The sequence below is a fragment of the Pararhizobium sp. O133 genome, from assembly GCF_051669845.1.
GTDB lineage: Bacteria > Pseudomonadota > Alphaproteobacteria > Rhizobiales > Rhizobiaceae > Pararhizobium.
In genome coordinates, this window is sequence record NZ_CP196426.1 from 2762333 (window position 1) to 2779514 (window position 17182).

General features: G+C 56.3%; 15 protein-coding genes and 3 pseudogenes. 5 read left to right on the forward strand and 13 right to left on the reverse strand.

All coding sequences use genetic code 11. The features are described from left to right. Positions 1 to 171 precede the first annotated feature (171 nt). The 8 genes from ACST81_RS13140 to ACST81_RS13175 all read right to left on the reverse strand — a co-directional run bounded on the left by ACST81_RS13140 (position 172) and on the right by ACST81_RS13175 (position 5592). The gene (locus ACST81_RS13140; protein ID WP_438748297.1) at positions 172 to 1389 is read right to left on the reverse strand and encodes a GTP cyclohydrolase II; all 1218 of its coding nucleotides are present in this window, start codon (positions 1387 to 1389) and stop codon (positions 172 to 174) included. Then, entirely contained in the window at positions 1386 to 1973 is a 588-nt protein-coding gene (locus tag ACST81_RS13145; protein WP_438748299.1) for a CDP-alcohol phosphatidyltransferase family protein, read from the reverse strand. The genes ACST81_RS13140 and ACST81_RS13145 overlap by 4 nt, the downstream gene beginning before the upstream one ends. Continuing rightward, entirely contained in the window at positions 1970 to 2224 is a 255-nt protein-coding gene (locus tag ACST81_RS13150) for a Rieske (2Fe-2S) protein (RefSeq protein ID WP_438748301.1), read from the reverse strand. The genes ACST81_RS13145 and ACST81_RS13150 overlap by 4 nt, the downstream gene beginning before the upstream one ends. A 3-nt stretch (positions 2225 to 2227) precedes the next feature. Next, positions 2228 to 3442: an iron-containing redox enzyme family protein gene (locus ACST81_RS13155; RefSeq protein ID WP_438748303.1), complete on the reverse strand. Its 1215-nt coding sequence runs from the start codon at positions 3440 to 3442 to the stop codon at positions 2228 to 2230. Further along, the gene (locus tag ACST81_RS13160; protein ID WP_438748305.1) at positions 3439 to 4107 is read right to left on the reverse strand and encodes a RibD family protein; all 669 of its coding nucleotides are present in this window, start codon (positions 4105 to 4107) and stop codon (positions 3439 to 3441) included. Before ACST81_RS13160 ends, ACST81_RS13155 begins: the two co-directional genes overlap by 4 nt. 65 nt (positions 4108 to 4172) lie before the next feature. After that, the gene (locus ACST81_RS13165) at positions 4173 to 4670 is read right to left on the reverse strand and encodes a cytochrome b (RefSeq protein ID WP_438748307.1); all 498 of its coding nucleotides are present in this window, start codon (positions 4668 to 4670) and stop codon (positions 4173 to 4175) included. Between the two features lie 86 nt (positions 4671 to 4756). Continuing rightward, a complete protein-coding gene (locus ACST81_RS13170; protein WP_438748309.1) occupies positions 4757 to 5182 on the reverse strand; it encodes a plastocyanin/azurin family copper-binding protein in 426 nt (141 codons plus the stop codon). A 182-nt stretch (positions 5183 to 5364) separates the two neighbouring features. Continuing rightward, on the reverse strand, positions 5365 to 5592 hold the full coding sequence (locus ACST81_RS13175) for a hypothetical protein (protein ID WP_438748311.1): 228 nt from the start codon (positions 5590 to 5592) through the stop codon (positions 5365 to 5367). 41 nt (positions 5593 to 5633) lie between these two features. Between ACST81_RS13175 and ACST81_RS13180 the strand changes: the two genes are divergently transcribed. Continuing rightward, positions 5634 to 6266, forward strand: coding sequence for a tyrosine-type recombinase/integrase (locus ACST81_RS13180; RefSeq protein WP_438748312.1), 633 nt, complete (start codon positions 5634 to 5636; stop codon positions 6264 to 6266). A 243-nt stretch (positions 6267 to 6509) separates the two neighbouring features. On the opposite strand, the gene ACST81_RS13185 is transcribed toward ACST81_RS13180, so the two are convergent. Continuing rightward, a complete protein-coding gene (locus ACST81_RS13185; protein ID WP_438748313.1) occupies positions 6510 to 6740 on the reverse strand; it encodes a hypothetical protein in 231 nt (76 codons plus the stop codon). Between the two features lie 476 nt (positions 6741 to 7216). Beyond that, entirely contained in the window at positions 7217 to 8266 is a 1050-nt protein-coding gene (locus ACST81_RS13190; RefSeq protein ID WP_438748315.1) for an HAD family hydrolase, read from the reverse strand. A gap of 159 nt (positions 8267 to 8425) precedes the next feature. Between ACST81_RS13190 and ACST81_RS13195 the strand changes: the two are divergent. The 3 genes and pseudogenes from ACST81_RS13195 to ACST81_RS13205 all read left to right on the forward strand — a co-directional run. After that, positions 8426 to 10032: pseudogene (locus ACST81_RS13195) on the forward strand (arylsulfatase). 831 nt (positions 10033 to 10863) lie between these two features. After that, positions 10864 to 12540 carry a sensor histidine kinase gene (locus ACST81_RS13200; RefSeq protein WP_438748317.1) on the forward strand — a complete coding sequence of 559 codons (1677 nt, stop codon included), beginning with the start codon at positions 10864 to 10866 and terminating at the stop codon, positions 12538 to 12540. Positions 12541 to 12590: 50 nt separating this feature from the next. Continuing rightward, a pseudogene (locus tag ACST81_RS13205) lies at positions 12591 to 12899 on the forward strand (response regulator); the annotation flags it as partial. Positions 12900 to 13260: 361 nt separating this feature from the next. Here the strand turns inward: ACST81_RS13205 and ACST81_RS13210 are convergent. Both ACST81_RS13210 and ACST81_RS13215 read right to left on the reverse strand, forming a co-directional pair. Next, the gene (locus ACST81_RS13210) at positions 13261 to 13782 is read right to left on the reverse strand and encodes a hypothetical protein (protein WP_438748318.1); all 522 of its coding nucleotides are present in this window, start codon (positions 13780 to 13782) and stop codon (positions 13261 to 13263) included. 209 nt (positions 13783 to 13991) lie between these two features. Next, positions 13992 to 15503 (reverse strand): hypothetical protein, encoded by a 1512-nt coding sequence (locus tag ACST81_RS13215; protein WP_438748319.1) that lies wholly within the window; start codon positions 15501 to 15503, stop codon positions 13992 to 13994. A gap of 211 nt (positions 15504 to 15714) precedes the next feature. On the opposite strand from ACST81_RS13215, the gene ACST81_RS13220 reads away from it, so the two are divergent. After that, the gene (locus ACST81_RS13220; RefSeq protein WP_438748321.1) at positions 15715 to 16203 is read left to right on the forward strand and encodes a hypothetical protein; all 489 of its coding nucleotides are present in this window, start codon (positions 15715 to 15717) and stop codon (positions 16201 to 16203) included. A 64-nt stretch (positions 16204 to 16267) separates the two neighbouring features. Here the strand turns inward: ACST81_RS13220 and ACST81_RS13225 are convergent. Then, positions 16268 to 16801 (reverse strand): annotated as a pseudogene (locus ACST81_RS13225) (IS21 family transposase); the annotation flags it as partial. Positions 16802 to 17182 lie beyond the last annotated feature (381 nt).

The following is a 17182-nucleotide window of genomic DNA, read 5'->3' on the forward strand; positions in this document are numbered from 1 at the left end:
TTTGCGCCTTCATTTCGGTCGCTCGCAACACTCGATTTAACTCTTGGAAGCCGTCCGTCTGCTTTTTGCGGATTCCGCTAAGAGCGGTCGTCAAGATACGCGCCACGCCCGCTCTCGACCAAGGACGGCATCGTGAAACGATGCATATTTTTAGTTTAAACTAACCGGAGCTCATTTGTTCAATGCGCTGAAATAACCTGACGCCTTCTTGGCGGAAATTTCAACCGTCGCTCCCGGTGCAACACGCGCGGGCGGAAGTTCCACCTGTTTCTCAATATCGATGCCGGCCGCTAGGATCGCGTCCCGCTTGTGGTTGCTCATGGAAAGCCACGAATTAATCCGGCTGACGCCCAGCCAGTGCAGCACATCGACAGCGAGTTCCTGACATCGAGCATCCCTTATTCCGGCCAGATTTTCTGTGCGGGAGAAGTAGCTCTCGGCTGTGTCGCCGCAGGAAGAATTGCGACGGGAATTGTAGACCAGATACTTGATGACTTCGCCCAGCGCGCGTCCTTCCTTGCGATTGTACGCAATGATCCCAACTTCGCCTGCCTGCGCGGCTCGAACGCATTCTTCAGCGGCGAAACCGAGATAAGCGCGACATGTACACATGTCCGACCCGAACACGTCCGAACCGTTGCATTCATCGTGGACACGACAGGTGACCGTGGTCTTCATGTTCCCGAGTAGTGTGGGATCACCAAACAAATACACGCTCGTCCCTCCAATGGGCGGTAGAAACACCTTGATGTCAGGGCGCTCGATCAAGTCCGGATACATGCCGCCACTGGCTTCGACCAAGGCCTCTCGCAATGCTTTTTCTGAGATGCCGAGGCGAGAGGCGACGCCTGGCAGCCACCAGACAGGCTCCATGGCAATTTTTGTTACGAGAACACCGCCAAGGCTATCGAGGACACGGTCGTCGGCTAAAAGGCGCCCTGACCTGAGGGCCTCGGCGATCTCCGGCATCAGGAGGCGACCACTGGTAATCGCGATCGAGGGCTGAATGTGCAGACCACTGGCGATTTCGTCCGCAAAATCCTCGCCGACCCGATGGCCCCAGGGATCGAGGGCAACGATCTTGCCTGGAGTAGACCATTGAGTGAACGGCCCAATCGTCGCAGACGGAGAGGTATTGCTCAAATCAGGAGAATGATCCGGAGACAGTGCACCGGTCGCGACCGCAATCGCACGATAGGGCGCGAAGGATCCCGCGTGGATCCCGATGGCGTTGCGCGCTGGTTGTAATCCACCGATGATTGGCCCTCTCTCACGCGGTGATGATGCGTGCCAGGAAAGGCCGGCAGGCAATGAGACGTCGTTAGCTGGGCGCGAATTCCCTTCCCCAATCGAATGGATGCCTGCTGGTATGGAAAGGTCATGTCTCATCGTGTCTTCACACCGCCAAACATATGGGGCGCATCAAGGTCGATGCCGCCGCGCAAAATGAAAATGATCTGCTCAACCCTGCTAAAGCCGACGACCGCCGCCGCGATGCCGATGATGGCTTCCCATCCAGTGACATGGATAAACGGCCAAGTAGCAAATAGCAGAAGCGCGCCAGCCTTGGCTGACCAGAAATGAAACATCATCAGCCTTCCTGTGAGAAACCAGGAGACCAGTAGGTAGAGCAATGGCCCACCGAAGAGGATCGTCAGCGCAAGACCGTGACGGGCGATCAGGCCGGGATAGGAAATGGTGAGAAAAAACAGGATAGCGACCGAAAAGACGTTATCCACGATGGCGTCGAGGCGTGAGCCGTATTCGGACGCGCGACCCGACCGCCGCGCTATCCAGCCGTCGAGCAAGTCGGTTATCGAGGCTACCAGGTAGACGATGACGGCGATTCCGAGATAGCGATAGCTTGCCAGCAGCAATATCGGAACGATCAACAGACCACGGCTCAGGGTCACGATATTGGCGATCTTTACCGCCCCATTTTCGGAGACGATCTGACTGCAGTGGCCCTTCATGGTATCTCCGGGCATAGTTTCAAGGTCGTGTCCCGCGCAATCAATCGCTCTATGGAGTAGGCGTTATGATGCATCGGACAGACGATCTGTTCTTTTTCGTTGATGTATCCGAACTTGAGCGGCCCGCCGCGATGCGGGCATGTGTTGGGCACGAGATACAGCGTGTTGCGATGCGACAAGAGGAAATATTCCACGCCGTCCCGAACGATTGGCGGAAGATCCTGACCGATCCAACTTGCGCATTCTCGCATCTCTCAAACCTCACGTCCCACACTGTCGGACGGAAAATGCTTGAACGCTGAAGAGTCGGTGAGAACACCGATACCACCGACCTGAATTACGTCTGCGGCCGTATCCGGGTCTGTCGGCACGCAACATCGGCCAGGCTCGGCCAAATTGAGCCGCATTCCAAATTGCGCCTTTCCGGTTTTGGCGGCCGCCTCGAACGCGGCGGTCACCGCCAGCATATGGTCACCGGACCGTTCGAACGCCATCCGCGTCAGTTCTGCGCCAACAACGATTTCAGCGCCGACATCCGGTCCGAACTTGGAGATCAGCGGGGCGACAACCTCGTCCGCCACCATCGCCGAGTGGTGGATGTCTATATGGGCGTGTTCTCCGAAATAGTGCCCATCCACACCGGGATGAAACCGTTTCAGATAGCGAAAGTGCTCTTCCGTTGACCGCTGATAGCTCGCCTCCGCGTAAAGCAGAAAGCCGATCTGCAGAAACAGGTTCCGAGGACTTTGGAACATGAAATGAATGACGTTGTGCAACTCCAATGTCGGCGTGTCGAAGAGCGGCCAGTAGGAATTGTATTCCTCGCTCAGATCGAACCCGCGCAGGGTGGAGCGATAAAGGACGCTGTGCTTCTTGTTATGCGTACCGTATCCAAATTCATCGATCAGAATACGGAACAAGGCAGACTGGGGCTCGCCATACTCCCCGACGATACCGAGCGCCGACGCGGAGGCTTCGGCCAAAAGATCGACAGAGGATTGGATAAGGAAGTTGCGATAGTGATGGCTGCGCCATTGCGACTGTTCGAGGAAGGCAAGAAACGCACTGGGCTTGCTTGCCTTGAGGCTGGGGAAGAGGTTGGCGATGTACGCACCGCAGTCTTGATCAACGCTGACCTTGCGTGCACTTTCTACCAGCGGGGCGATCAGCAGGTCTTCCAAATCAGCCCTCAGTACGTCCAGGCGCAATAATTCGCGCGGATCGTAGTGGCGATGCAAGCGCGCGACGATGGAGCCTGCGGGAGCAGTGCTGGGCAACAGAATATAGCGCCCCTGATAGCTTCGCATCAGCGTCTGATGTTGGACATACCGCTGCAACTCAGCGTTATCGCTGTCGACAATCGAATGCGCATCGGTTCGCACGTCGTAAACCGAGAGCGGAGTCTCGCCGGCACGCGCCGAAAGTCGTTGCCCGATATCCGTTAGAACCTCGCGCCTTACCGAGTTCATGGTCGCAATGCCAACGGCTCGTATATCGTCACGGCTATTCCACCCTTGCTAAAGCATTCAACGAGACGCCATCTCGACAGGTCGAACGCACCTCCCAGCGCGTAGGGGTTCATATAGCTCGGCGCCTCCGTCGATCCAGTGATCACCGGAATATGTTTTATGATGATGCGGTTCACCAACCCTGCTTGATGCAGGCTATGCAGGAGGCGGCTTCCCCCCTCGACAATCATCGACTTGATCCCTCGGCCATCAAGGATGTCCATCAACGCAACAAGATCGATGCTGCTTTCGCCACATTCGAGCACTTCGACATTTGGCTTCATTGCCAGCGCCTCGACATCGACTATCTTTGCCATGCGGGAGACGACGACAATTGTCGCAAGACCATCGTTCAAGAGCTTCGCATCCAGCGGAAGCCTTCCGGTCGAAGAGGGAATGATACGCAAAGGATTTGGTCCAGGAGCGTGACGTACCGTCAGTTCCGGGTCGTCGGATATGACTGTGCCCGATCCCACCATGATGGCTGCGTGAGACGCTCTTTGCTCGTGGAACCAGACACGCAGATCGCTTTCGTAGAAATCGAACAGATCCTTGCTGGATGCTTTCGGACCCAGCGACAGTTTTCCGTCGATCGTGAGTTCGGACAAAGTTGTGATTTCGACCATGCTGCTTTCTTCAACTTAATCACACGGGTTGGCTCATTGTGGCCTGGTAGCGGCCCTCCCGATGTTCATCCTGTCGTCATTCGCCGTAGGACATTGGTTTTCCAGTAGAACTGGTGCACGAGTGCGCCCAGCACATGGCCTGCGAGCAACAGCCAGAGGACAATCTTGAGGATATCGGCGTGCAGGTCGCCGGCACCACCATATCCCAGGTAATAGGCCGCCATGCCGGTCACCGGCATCGCAATCAGAAGACCATAGAGAAGCACATGGGCGATCTTTGCGATATGTCTGAAGATTGCCGGCTCCCGCGGCGGGGAAGCCGGAACGCCCTGGGCGACCCGAAGAACGAGACGGAGGGCAACAAGCATCAGGATTGCGATGCCGACATAGGAATGCAGATTAGCACTGGCCACCTGTTCCGTGGTTGCCGATCCAGTCCGTTTGATGCTCCTGTTCCACTCCTCCATGCCATCGGGCAATAGCAGGTTGAAGAAAACAAGCGCGGCAGTCAGCCAGTGCAGGATACGCTGGGGCTTGGAGAATGAGAGTCGTGCAGGCAACAACGATGCGCACCTTTTCCTGTAGTATGCGTCGTCTCGGGGACCGACATCTCGGTCCCCGAGATCAACAACCAACGTGCGAGCTTACCTTATTTTGTAACCGTCAGCATGGCATGCATGCCGGCTTGGAAATGGCCCTTGATATTGCACAGAAGAACATAGGAGCCGGGGACGAGGTTCGCTTTCAGTTCGCCATCGGAACCGGGCTTAAGTTCGGCTACTTCACCCATGCTGTTCAGGTTGCTCTCGTCGACACGTCCCTTGGCCGTATCCACAGCAATCTTGTCGTCGGCGGACTTCAGCTTAACGAGCACCATCTCGTGCTCTTCGCTCATCGCGTCGTTGTGAACCAGGAAGGTTGTCTCGCCGGCTTTGATCGTCGCCTGATCGAGCGTCAGGGTCATTGGCCCTCCGCCTTCGCCACCTTCGATAACCTTGACGGTGGTCGCAGCAAAAGCAGGCGCGGCAAGGCAGACGACAGCGATAACGGAAAGTATTTTCAGGGTAGAGCGCATACGAGTTCACCTTTTTAAAAGAGGACGTGCACGTGATCTAGGCAGCAATACTGACGAGAGCCTGAACGCATCCAACGGACTGTGGCTTCTTCTCGCTCCGATATTTTGCTCCTGTATTCGCGTCGATATCCTTTCTCATGGCGATTTCGGTGAGGGTGGCGACCTTTGCTCTATGCAGTCGATCACATCCATCGACGGATGATGTTCGCGATGTCGCCATGGACCTGCAGGCTCGCCGCTTGATTCCCAAGCGTCTTGCCGATCAAGACCGTTTCGATCAGATCGCGAACGATCGGCATAACGCGGCGCTTGGCCTGCTCGTCGGCACTGTTGCGTGCCCATGTCCGCTTCCGTGTTTGGTGCCCTCGGAGCGGACGGTCTCCTGTCGGCCCCGTCAATCCTTCGCCCATGCGTTCTCCAAACGGCCAATGTTGGCCGAAGGAGAACTGAAATGGGTATTGCACAATACGATCCCACCGCACTGGGCCGTCCGGCTTGGAACGCCGACCGAAAGGTCGGCGTCAAGAAGCCGCTGAAACAGCGCCAGATTTGGGCGATCCGCTTTTTCCTCGACCGGGAGGGACGCATGCGAGATCGCGCGTTGTTCGACCTCGCAATCGACAGCAAACTCCGTGGTTGCGATCTCGTGAAAATGAAAATCGGAAGTCTCGTGACAGGAGCGGAAATTCGAACCCGTTCCATGGTCATCCAGCAAAAGACCGGTCGTCCGGTGCAGTTCGAAATCACTGCGGACGTGAGGGCAAGTCTGCTGGCGTGGCTTCAAAGGAGAGGTGGAACGGTTGATGACTACGCCTTTCCCAGTCGCATCGACCATAGCGCTCATTTAAGTACCCGCCAATATGCCCGATTGGTGGATGAGTGGGTGACCGCAATCGGTCTAAGAAGCGAAGACTACGCCACGCACTCGCTTCGGCGCACCAAAGCCGCAATGATTTACAAGGCAACTGGAAATCTCTGCGCGATCCAAATCCTCCTTGGCTACACTAAGATCGAAAATACCGTCAGGTATCTAGGAGTGGACATCGAGGATGCGCTGGAATTGGCGGAACATACCGAGATCTGAGAGCATGCGGCCTTGCGCACAGCGGGGCCGCACGTTTCAACTTTAGTGTGCTCTTCTTGGAGATTGCTGCCGTGCCACTATGCGCCTTCAAACCAGTCGTTCGCGCCGCAGGCGTCGCTTCTTTAAAGCTGTCAGTCCGCTTGAAGGGGACCATGGTACCACCCCTTGAGCAAATGGCCCCGTGAGCCGGGTGGGGCACTGCAGACAGGCCGGAAATGATCAAGACGAAAATGTTGTCAAACACTATCGCCAATAGTCACGGACTAACTGGCGAAGAGTTTGAATGCTTACAATCAATAGCATTAAAGCGACGAAGCCAATGATTGAGGTTTTTACGGTGAAAAACAAAGGTTGGGTTTCCCAGTTGACGGGATTGCGACCACCTAAATTACCATCAACGATAGCTTTTATTATCACCGCACACATCACGGGACCAACAAGTATCAGCCCAAAGGTTTTGGCAGCGTTCTTCATGAGCCTTCCGAGTGGGTGGTATCAACACAAGCGTTATCAAACACGTATCTGGGAAAGGTGTCCATACCGCACGCCCGCACCGAGGGCGATGGGGTGCTGTGGCTGGAAAGCGCCGTCATCTCAGCCGTTCAGGCTACCTACATCGCGCGCTGGAACCGGCCAGTCTGCTAATTACTAATTACGTCCGGAACGCCGGAATGGACGTTTGTGTTGAAATCGGCTCTTCCCATAATATTCCAACATCAATCTGCGAATATTCCCACGAGAAGTGGGAAGAGAGTATATTGAATTAGGTGCGAAAGCGGACGAGCGACCGATCAGCGCCAAATGGCGATTTCCTTGCGCTGACAGTGACTTGGCTGGCCAGAAAGACGATTTTAGAGCATCATGTTTCCTCGGCGGGCATCGGCGCGGAACGATAGCACAGGATGGCCGCAGTGCAACTTTACCTGCAGTTCCGCAGTTGACGATCAAGCTCATTTCCCGACAACGACTTTCCAATCGCTCTTCATGCTGACGACCTGGAACCCATATGACTTGGCGGCGTCGAGGGAATAGTTGTCGGGCTCCGAGTAAGCGAACTCCCTTGCGTCATCGTCGTGATTGATCAGCAACTGGAAGCTGGGACCGTTGCGGTCTTTCGACCACCGCATCATCGCGATATCACCGCGGCCGCCCTCGTTTCCGCCGACGAAGATCGGACGTTTGCCTATGCCAAGATTGATGGTGACCGGTTTTCCTTCCTTGTCGTTGAAGTGACCGATCTTGCCGGTGTAGACGAGCACCGTCTTGCCGTTACGCTCCTCGAGCTTGGTGTCGAGCCAACTGCCCATGACCTGCTCGGGCGGGATACCGAACATCTCCTGCGAAATCTCGCGCGTGAAAAGGACGGGACTGCCACTGCAGATGTAGACGGTAAAGCCTTGAGCCGAAAGAAGGTCGACAAGTTCGCGCATTGGCTTGTAAGTCGTCTTGGAATACGGCACGCCGAACTTTTCGGAGACGCGTTCGTCCAGCATCGCGCTGATGTTGGCTGCGACCTCCTCGGTGGTCTTTCCATCGGTCACGGCGGCGATGATGTCGGCCACGCCTTCCTCGCCTTGGGCGGAGACCGCTTTCAGATCTCCTTTCAGGAGCGCAGCAACCGCTGGCCTAGCGCCCAGCAACGGGTTCTTCGCGACATTGTCCTTGATGTCGGCGAGCAGTGGGACTAAAGCGAGCGGTATAGGATGTTCGGGTGTCAAAGTCCCGTCCATGTCGAACGTGGCAATGCGGTCTTCCTGTGGAACGAAGTCAGGGCCTCCCTGCTTGGTAATCTTGGCGATGAATTGCAGAATTGCCGCCTTCGTAGACGTCTCGTTCCAAGAGGGAAGCATGTCCTCCTGAGCAAAACCTTGGCTCGTAACGGGGGCGAGCATAAGCAAGGACAGGCAGATCGCGAGCGCCGTCGTTTGCAGGGATCGGCAAATGGCCACTGACATGACATTCCTCCTAAAATGCTGGTCGAACAGTTCACCAGTCTGCATGATTCGTCGGCGCTCGGACACGAAACGCGACAGCACTACTAGCCAAGCGACCGTAATCCAAATATTTCAACTGAAGCAAGGAAACGTACTTCTCTTGTCGCGTTTCCTCTATACCTTCATGGCCACGGCTCAGGCTGGCGAGCAAAGGAGGTGACTTCCATGTCAGACAAGAAGAATTCCGAAACACCGCGTGGCCTCAGCCGACGCGATCTCTTGGTTGCAGGCACGGCGATGGCTGCGACGGCGGCCGCCCTGGCGGCGCCCGGCACTGCTGTCGCCCAGCAGGCGACGCCGACTGCTGCTGCAGGCAGCAAGCCAAATATTCTGATGATCATGGCGGATGACATCGGCTGGTTCAACACGAGCATCTACAATCGTGGCATCATGGGTTACCGGACACCGAACATCGACCGCATCGGCAACGAGGGCGGATTATTCACCGACTGGTATGGCGAGCAAAGCTGCACGGCCGGCCGGGCTGCGTTCATCACGGGTCAGTCTCCGATCCGTACGGGCCTCACAAAGGTCGGGCTGCCAGGCGCCGATATCGGTCTGCGAGCCGAGGATCAAGCGTCGCCGAATTCCTCAAGCCGCTCGGCTATGCGACCGGCCAATTCGGCAAGAACCATCTTGGCGACAAGGATGAATTCCTTCCCACGAACCATGGCTTCGACGAGTTCTTCGGCAACCTTTATCATCTGAATGCCGAGGAAGAACCAGAGAACCCGGACTATCCGAAGGACCCGGAATTTGCCAAGCGGTTCGGTCCGCGCGGGGTGATCAAGGCGACCGCCGATGGAAAGATCGAGGACACCGGCGCACTCAATACCAAAAGAATGGAAACGGTCGACGAGGAATTTCTCGGCGCGGCGCTTGACTTCATAGACCGCCAGCATAACGCCGACAAGCCTTGGTTCTGCTACTTCAATCCGAGCCGCATGCATGTATGGACGCATCTGAAGCCCGAGTCGAAAGGTAAAACTGGGCTTGGCGTCTACGCGGACGGCATGGTGGAACTCGACGGCTATGTCGGGCAATTGCTTCAAAAGCTCGATGACCTTGGCGTAACAGAGAACACCATCGTGGTGTTCACCACCGACAACGGTGCTGAGGTAATGTCATGGCCGGATGGGGGCAACACACCCTTTCGTGGCGAGAAAGCGACAAACTGGGAGGGCGGCTATCGGGTTCCGATGGTGATCCGTTGGCCCGGCACGATCAAACCTGGCACGACCTACAACGAGAGTTTCTCGCACTACGATCTTGTTCCGACATTCGCGGCTGCAGGCGGCGACCCCGACGTCGTGGAGAAGTGCCTCAAGGGCAGCCAGTTCGGCACCAAGACCTTCAAGGTCCACCTCGACGGCTATAATCTCATGCCCTTTTTCAAAGGCGAGGTGAAGGACGCACCACGGAATGCGTTCGTCTACTGGAATGACGACGGCCAGCTAGTCGCCATCCGTTACAACGAGTGGAAGGCGGTGTTTCTGGAGCAGAACCACGAAAGATTGGGTGTCTGGATGGGCCAATTCGACGAATTGCGCCTGCCGAAGCTGTTCAACCTGCGCTCCGACCCGTTCGAACGAGGCGATCAGTCCATCCTCTACGACAGGTGGGTGGCGGAACGCGCCTTCGTCCAAGTGCCGTTGCAAGCCTTTGCCGCCAAATGGCTGAGCAGCTTCAAGGAATTTCCACCGAGGCAGAAGCCAGCCAGCTTCAATCTCGACAAGGTCGTGGAACAGTTGTCAACGCCCGCGGCGAGGTAGGACGCTCAGCGCCATTGTCGCCGTACTGACGGTGGCAATGGCATCTTTCCGTCCATCGTAAAAGTTACCTTGCGACGCATGCGCCAATCATCGGTCAAGGTTGGCAACAGTCGTGCCAAGGTCAAGGCAGACCTCGCGGCCGCTTATCCATTCCAACGGGCACAACCTGACTGTCCGCTTGCGGCCCCGAGTTGGTCATTTTACCTAACTGAACCAACGTTCTCCATTGTTGTGTTCCTACAGTGTACTGTGAGTTAAGGCTGCGCCACGTGCTCGACCAGGACGATGTGGCTCGTTTCCACGGAGCCCAAGTTGTCGGCGTCTGCTGGTATCTGATAGTCGATTGCCCGCCCTCTCTTGTCGGTAGTCGGTCCAGTGACAGATGCCGATCCTGACCGGGTTGCCGGGCTGGGCGACCCGGACGTTTCCACACCTGCAGGAACCGGTCGTCGTCGTCATTTCGGCGCTCCTGCTCCGTCGTCCACCGGCCGATCTCCGCCGTCGACATGTTCGCTTTGCCAGCGACCGAATGGAAGCTGATAGGAAATCTCGGCGTCACGGCCTTCGAGATGCTGCCGTTCCGCCGCAGACTTCGCTGCTGAAGGGCCTTATCATAAACGGGCGTAAGTCTCCGACCAGACGTCGCCCGCCTGTAACCGTAGCCGCCATCGTACTCGCCGACATGGTGTGTAAGTTTCATCATTCTGTTTCCTCCGTTGGACGGGTTAATCGCGTGCAGCGCCCCTCAGGCCAACCCCGTCTTGCCGTCTAACGTGCCGATAGCCAACGTAAATCCGGCGTGCTAACCAGCTTTCATAGACAGGGATTCTCATGAGAAGGAAGCTTGTAGCGGTCGCCGTCGCGGCGCTTGCTCCGGTTGTCGCAATGCTCGGATACAACGAGTATGCGATGCGGAGCGGGCGTAACGACGAAGTGCGCGCACAAGCGGCGCAGGCGGCCCGGCAGGCATCCTCCGAAGTGGAGCGGATTGTTGAAGGACTGCACTCGCTTCTCATCTCCGTGCGCTCTATGCCGGCGGTGCAGAACCTCGACGCCGCCGTCTGCAACGCGTCGCTCAGGTCGGTCGCATCCAGCGTCCCAAACATCCGGATGATCTTCGTCGTCGACCTCGAAGGCAGGCCCGTTTGCGGCAGCGTCGAACCTCCAGCAGGAGTCTCCTTCGCCGACCGTGACTACTTCAAGTCCGCAATCGCGGGTGAGGACTTCGTCGTCGGGACATACACCAAGAGCCGGATGTCGGACACGGCTGTTCTTCCCGTCGCCATGCCGGTTGTCGTCGACGGTGCGACAACGGCCGTCGTCGTTAGCGGCGTCAAACTCGACTGGCTTCAGAACCGGATCGCCGAGCGCGGCGTCGCTCCAGGCAACGCCGTCACGATTGCAGACAACCGCGGCACCATCCTGGCGCGCGTGCCACAGCCAGAACGTTTCGTCGGCACGGTCATCCCGGACGATTTCCAGAAGCTCGTCCACTCTGAGGATCCTGGCGTGATCGAGGTCACGAGCCAGGACGGAACCGAGCGGGTTCTCGGCTACCAGCCGATCACGCCGGACGGCAGCCCGCTCTATGTGAGTGCCGGCTTTTCGAAGGACGAGGCGTTCGCTCCGATCAACCGGGCGACGATAATCAACGTCCTTGCGATCGTTGGAGGCGTTGTTGTCGCCTTCCTAGCGGCCTTCTTCATCGGCAGTCGGTTCTTGATATCGCCAGTCGTATCCGTCGCTGCGGTCATGGATCGCTGGCGCGCAGGCGAGCTTACGGCCCGCACCGCGATGAAACCCACCGACGAAATGCATGCCGTCGGCGCGGCGCTCGATTCCCTTCTCGACGAGCTGGACTACCGTCGCGTCCAGAACGAGCAGGCCGAAGAGGAACGCATGCTGCTCGTGAGGGAGCTTGCCCACAGGGTGAAGAACGGTTTCGCCCTCGTGCAGGCCATCGCCCGACAGAGCTTTGGAAAGGTCGACCCCGACGCCTACCATTCGTTCGCGAGCCGGCTGGCGTCGCTCGCGTCGACATACGATCTCCTTCTGTCCAAGGATGCGACCGCGTCCTCGGTGCGGGAAGTCGTCGAGACCGCACTGCGGGCGCACGCCGGCGACGATCACGAGCGCTTTCGAATAGATGGCCCGGAGGTCGCCCTGCCTGCGGACCTGGCGCTTCCGCTTTCCCTCGTCGTTCACGAGCTGGCGACCAACGCCACCAAATACGGAAGCCTTTGCAGCGAAGGCGGCCGGGTTTCCATCGAATGGACTTATGTCGACGCGCGGCTTTACGTGCTCTGGGTGGAAACGGGCGGCCCGCCTGTCTCGGCACCGACGCGCAAGGGGTTCGGATCCGTACTCATTGAGCGGGCGTTTCCCGCCGGAGCGAAGGCCCACTGCAAGCCGGATTACCGACCGGAGGGTCTGGTATTCGAAGTTGCGTTCACGGTGGAACACTTTGCTGCCGCCAAAGTTCATCCGGAAAGCGAGGACATCCAGTGACTGCCGGAAGAACGAAAATACTTGTGGTGGAAGACGAGCCGCTCCTGTTGATGATGGCGGTCGACGTCGTCGAAGACGCCGGTTTCGAGGCCGTCGAGGCGAGTAACGCCGACCAGGCAATCGCGCTTCTTGAAAGCAATCCGGACATACTCATTCTTTGGACGGACATCGACATGCCCGGCTCGATGGACGGGTTGAGGTTAGCTGTGGTGGTTCGCGACCGTTGGCCGCCCATCGAAATTCTGATCGTCTCGGGCAAACAGCGGCCGGCCACCGAGGATCTGCCGGAACGCGGGGTCTTCATCCCAAAACCATACGATAGTCGGAAGGTGACCCAGACGCTGGTTCGAATGTCCGCAATACAGGGGCCAACGCTACCGACGCCAGATGGGGTCTGCTTGCCGCTTACCCAGTTTTACGTGATCGGCGAGGCGAGAACGGCCAACGATCTGTGAGCCCGCGATACGCACGGCACATCGTCGCAATGTCGAGTACACATTGCTTCAACGGTGTGCGCACTTTGCGCGTCGATTTCTAGGGATTTTGGCTACGAGGCCCACTACATGTCCGACATGGAATTATGCGGCGGCACTCCCGTATTTTTTACCGGCGCTTGACGAGATGTCACGCCCCTCGGCACCAATAATCTGGACAACTCTTTTTCGAGAGCCCTTATGACGGAGACAATGCCTGACCCTAGGCTCCTTGAACCCGACCGGCTTACCGATTCGAGCGGAGACTTTCGTCGATCAGATCAATTCGTCCGTTGATATCCCGAATCTGTTCTCGGATTTCCGATGCAAGTGCAATCCGGCGTTGTCGATCTTCCTCGGTGTGCACCGGCTCGCCCAACTCATATAGGAAGTAGTCGATCTGCATCCGGACGTCGGACTTTCCCTGACTGAGCCCACGAAGCTTATTGTAGGCACGAACGGAAAGCGCACGATGAGGTTTCTCAAGGGAAGCGTAGATCTCGTTCAGCGCGTCATCGATCTTCTTTTGGCTAGCGTTAAAGCCGCGATGTGCCCGGTCGACCTCTTCCGAGGTTAGCTGTTCGCCCGCGATCGTTCGGTCGAGGATCGATAGCGTCCGGTCATCGTAGAAGTACAGTTCGCGGAGAGCGTCGAGGACTTTGCCAATCGACGCCCTGTCTGAGGCTGTTGCGGTTTCCTTGACGACAGTTGCGGCCGCAGCCAGGAATTCGACTGTGTATTTTCCGAGCGTGATAATATCGACTGGCATTCTGTCTCCACTGCGGCCTGATGCCAACGTTGCGTTACAGATAACTATTTCAAACGGTGAAGCTATCGTTTTGATATCCGGATCTTCGTCATCGACGCTACCGGCTAGATGCCAATGTCGCGTTTTACTGCTTTTGGAACGCTCCTCGGCAGGCGAGCCACTTAACCTACCCACAGGTTGAATAGGAATGCCCGCTGATGACTTATTTCTCAAGGTTTCCTCAAAGCACTCATTCTCTGTCGAAACTGAGAAATAAGGCTGAAGGGTAGAATTCTGGGGTTGCTACAGATGACGGGAAACCGGCTCACCACAACGTGCTCAATGTCTTCCGACATGGTTCGATTAGACAAGACGTGCTCCCTTCGCTTGTCCTTCTCAAGAGCTCGCTCATACGACCGTACCAGCCGATGGTTGAACCGCGCGAACCGATCAGGACTGGCTTCGAGATAAGCGAGGTCCAAAAAATTGTTCTTGCATTGAACGTTCCAGACGACGCCCTCGCAAAGTCCGACAACGTCAAATTCATGGCGGTCGATCCGCTTGATGTCTTCAATCACGAACCCCTGATGCTTTAACCGATCGGCCACCGCCTTCTCGAAGATGAACCCCGACCTGATTTGAAACCGCTTGATCTTGTCCAGACTACGAGCTCGCCAAAAATATGCGAAACGACTGAGTAGTGTGACGGTCGAGTATAAAGTGCCGTCGACCCGCACGAGCGGCGCATAGGTCTGGATACTCTCTGAGTAGCTAGAGCCGCGAAAAACCAAAGCCTCTTGAAGATCTGCATCGATCTCCATTCGCTTGAAAAGCTTGTTCAACTCCCTTTCGGGTAGCTTGATCCAATAATCTCGATCGATATGGTTCCGCGAGATATTACGAATTAGTGCCGCCGCCCTTCCAAACTTCGTCGCAGTTAGGTCGAATTCAGCATAGGCGGCTTCAAGCAGCAGAAGGTCATTTCGTAGTTCTGCTGCCGAAAACAGGCGATCGGAACGAACCTTTTCACTCCGGCTCAAATGCGCCCGACCATTTTCATTTAACTTCATTTCAGTAACTCGCGACCGCTCCGGTTCTAGGAACATTTCATCCAGGCTGGCGAAATCGCCTTCGCTTCCATCGTCTATACCGAGACGCTTCCTTGCTGTCTGAATGAGCAGCGCGTTTCGGGCTCCAGCCATTTGAACACAGTGCAAATCGATAAGAGGGAAGAATACCAGTACAGGGTCATTGGAGCCGATCGCGACGCCGCCGGTGCACGCGGCTGGCAATCGATGAAGAAGAGCCACGCAGTCGCGACGACGGGACTGCAAATAGTCGATCAAAGTTCCCAGGTCGGCAAAGAACGAAGCAAATTCAAAGAGGCCTTGTTGTTGGTATCCCGTACCCAACGCGCTGAACTGTAGCAAAAGGCTGGTGAAGCGTGCGACAAACTTATCGCCGAACTGCTTCGCAAGTCCTGCCCGAACCTTCTTTAGCTGTTCCGTGGAGTTCGCTAATCTTAGGACCGGCATGCTGAAAAGCGTATCGGCGAACCCATCGCTCCATTCGACGGTGACAAGATTCACGGCCTCTTCGATCGCCCTGATCGTTTCAAGCCACATAAATGTCGCCGACTTTCCCTCAAACTTCGCCAAGGTTTCGGCGATGGTCTTCTCCTGGAGTTCGATCCGTTCCATCAACTCACCGGCAGGCGAATTCGGGCCGAGAACATTTTCCAAAGTCACCCCCTAGCTCTGCCACCCGTCATTCGTCGAGTGAAATGACGACAAACCAACCCGCAAGGCGAAACGCGCGTCGTATCTCATGTCCTAGCATGATTGTAGGAAAAGCCGGCAAAGTATTCCAATTCCTGTGAAAACCCAAATCACGTTCTTGACTTGTTCCTAGGCTAATTTCAAATTAGCAGTCCGAAATCTACGGAGTAACCGAATGAGCAGTTTGGACTTACGAGAATTTCATTCATTCCTTGAAGGGCTCATTGAGGAATCGTCGCGAGAACAGCGATTCTCCATCGAAAAAATCATCGGGACGATCGTGTCGCGGCACCCCCAGCGTCTGGAAAAAGTGCAAGAGCAGGTTATGGCTCTTGGGCTTCGAGCCCTCATCAGAAATAACTGCCGTGCAAAAGTTAGTTCCGTTGAAAATGGTCCGGACATGTTCGGCCATTATCACGTCGGCAAGCGCATCTCCGTGCCGTACAAGGACGAGCAGGGCAGGTTGCGCTGGGACAGGAAGCGGCGAACGGAGCTCTCGTTCGATGATCTTGACGGTATTATTGCACGATGGGACGACCGTCCGCCGAAGCAGTCTCGCGACCGAATGGATTTCGATGACATTTTCCGCCGAACGGCTCCCTACCGTGAGATCGCACGAACAATTGGTGAGGCGCTAGAAATGGCTGAAAGAGACGGGCGCTAAGGTGATAAATTTAGGTTACAGCCGCTGCCTCGCGAAAGCGAGGCAGTTGTTTCTTTTGGCGCAAGCTTGCATGTCCATCGAGGAAGGCCTCAGTCGTCTCTCGCGGATAGGCCTTTACGAAGCACGCGTCCGACTGCGGTATGTCCATGCAGAAGAAATGTATCTTCTGGCGCACGCCGCCGATGATGGCGATCGCCTCGCCGAAATCGACCTGCGCATGTCCCGGCGGATGCGATAGCGGAACGAACGTCTCTCTACCCTTAGATCGGCAAATCCGGACATAGTCCTTCACCACCGTGTAACCACCGCCAAAGCCATGTTCGTCACGCTACCGTTCGAATATCCGCTTGGCGCTGTGACGCTGCTTTACCGGTCCGGTCTGATCCGACGTCAGAATCTCATCGATGACAGGCAGCAACATTCCAAGCTTTGGCTTGCCTACAGGCTTCGTGCGCGTATAGCCCGGTGGAAGCGAAAAGCGGCACATCTTCGAAACCGTCTCACGGCTTAAACCGAAGACCCGAGAGGCCTCGCGGCGGCTGTGACCCTCAACGAAAACAAACCGGCGAACGGCGGCGTAACTCTCCACGACAAACATCCCCGGCCGCCCTCAAAAAGAGGACAGCCTACCACTGGCTGGATTTTACTCCGCCCCGCCAGGCAAAATGCCGGCGTTCACTGGTAGACTTTGTCACCGCCCTGCCCAGGATTCCCTTTGGGAAACGAACGTAAAGGTCATCAACAAATCCTGCAACCTAGAAACCTATAATTACTTTCGAAGGATCAAATCCTCCACTCGCGCACCGGTCAAGCCAATTGAGGATGGTGTAGGCTGCGAATTCATTCTCGAAGTCGTACCCTTGGAGGTTAGCCCGTCCGCCGCGACTTTTTTTGTTTGATCTCTGCACGCCACGAGTACCCAAGGCGTTGTAAATATCAGTGTTGGTGATCATTATTGACTATTGCGGTGAACATATTC

Bases quoted from the DNA above. Each gene is read 5' to 3' on its own strand.
- ACST81_RS13140 (WP_438748297.1), bottom strand. From the start codon at position 1,389: ATGAGACATGACCTTTCCATACCAGCAGGCATCCATTCGATTGGGGAA.
- ACST81_RS13145 (WP_438748299.1), bottom strand. From the start codon at position 1,973: ATGAAGGGCCACTGCAGTCAGATCGTCTCCGAAAATGGGGCGGTAAAG.
- ACST81_RS13150 (WP_438748301.1), bottom strand. From the start codon at position 2,224: ATGCGAGAATGCGCAAGTTGGATCGGTCAGGATCTTCCGCCAATCGTT.
- ACST81_RS13155 (WP_438748303.1), bottom strand. From the start codon at position 3,442: ATGAACTCGGTAAGGCGCGAGGTTCTAACGGATATCGGGCAACGACTT.
- ACST81_RS13160 (WP_438748305.1), bottom strand. From the start codon at position 4,107: ATGGTCGAAATCACAACTTTGTCCGAACTCACGATCGACGGAAAACTG.
- ACST81_RS13170 (WP_438748309.1), bottom strand. From the start codon at position 5,182: ATGCGCTCTACCCTGAAAATACTTTCCGTTATCGCTGTCGTCTGCCTT.
- ACST81_RS13175 (WP_438748311.1), bottom strand. From the start codon at position 5,592: ATGGGCGAAGGATTGACGGGGCCGACAGGAGACCGTCCGCTCCGAGGG.
- ACST81_RS13180 (WP_438748312.1), top strand. From the start codon at position 5,634: ATGGGTATTGCACAATACGATCCCACCGCACTGGGCCGTCCGGCTTGG.
- ACST81_RS13185 (WP_438748313.1), bottom strand. From the start codon at position 6,740: ATGAAGAACGCTGCCAAAACCTTTGGGCTGATACTTGTTGGTCCCGTG.
- ACST81_RS13190 (WP_438748315.1), bottom strand. From the start codon at position 8,266: ATGCAGACTGGTGAACTGTTCGACCAGCATTTTAGGAGGAATGTCATG.
- ACST81_RS13200 (WP_438748317.1), top strand. From the start codon at position 10,864: ATGAGAAGGAAGCTTGTAGCGGTCGCCGTCGCGGCGCTTGCTCCGGTT.
- ACST81_RS13210 (WP_438748318.1), bottom strand. From the start codon at position 13,782: ATGCCAGTCGATATTATCACGCTCGGAAAATACACAGTCGAATTCCTG.
- ACST81_RS13220 (WP_438748321.1), top strand. From the start codon at position 15,715: ATGAGCAGTTTGGACTTACGAGAATTTCATTCATTCCTTGAAGGGCTC.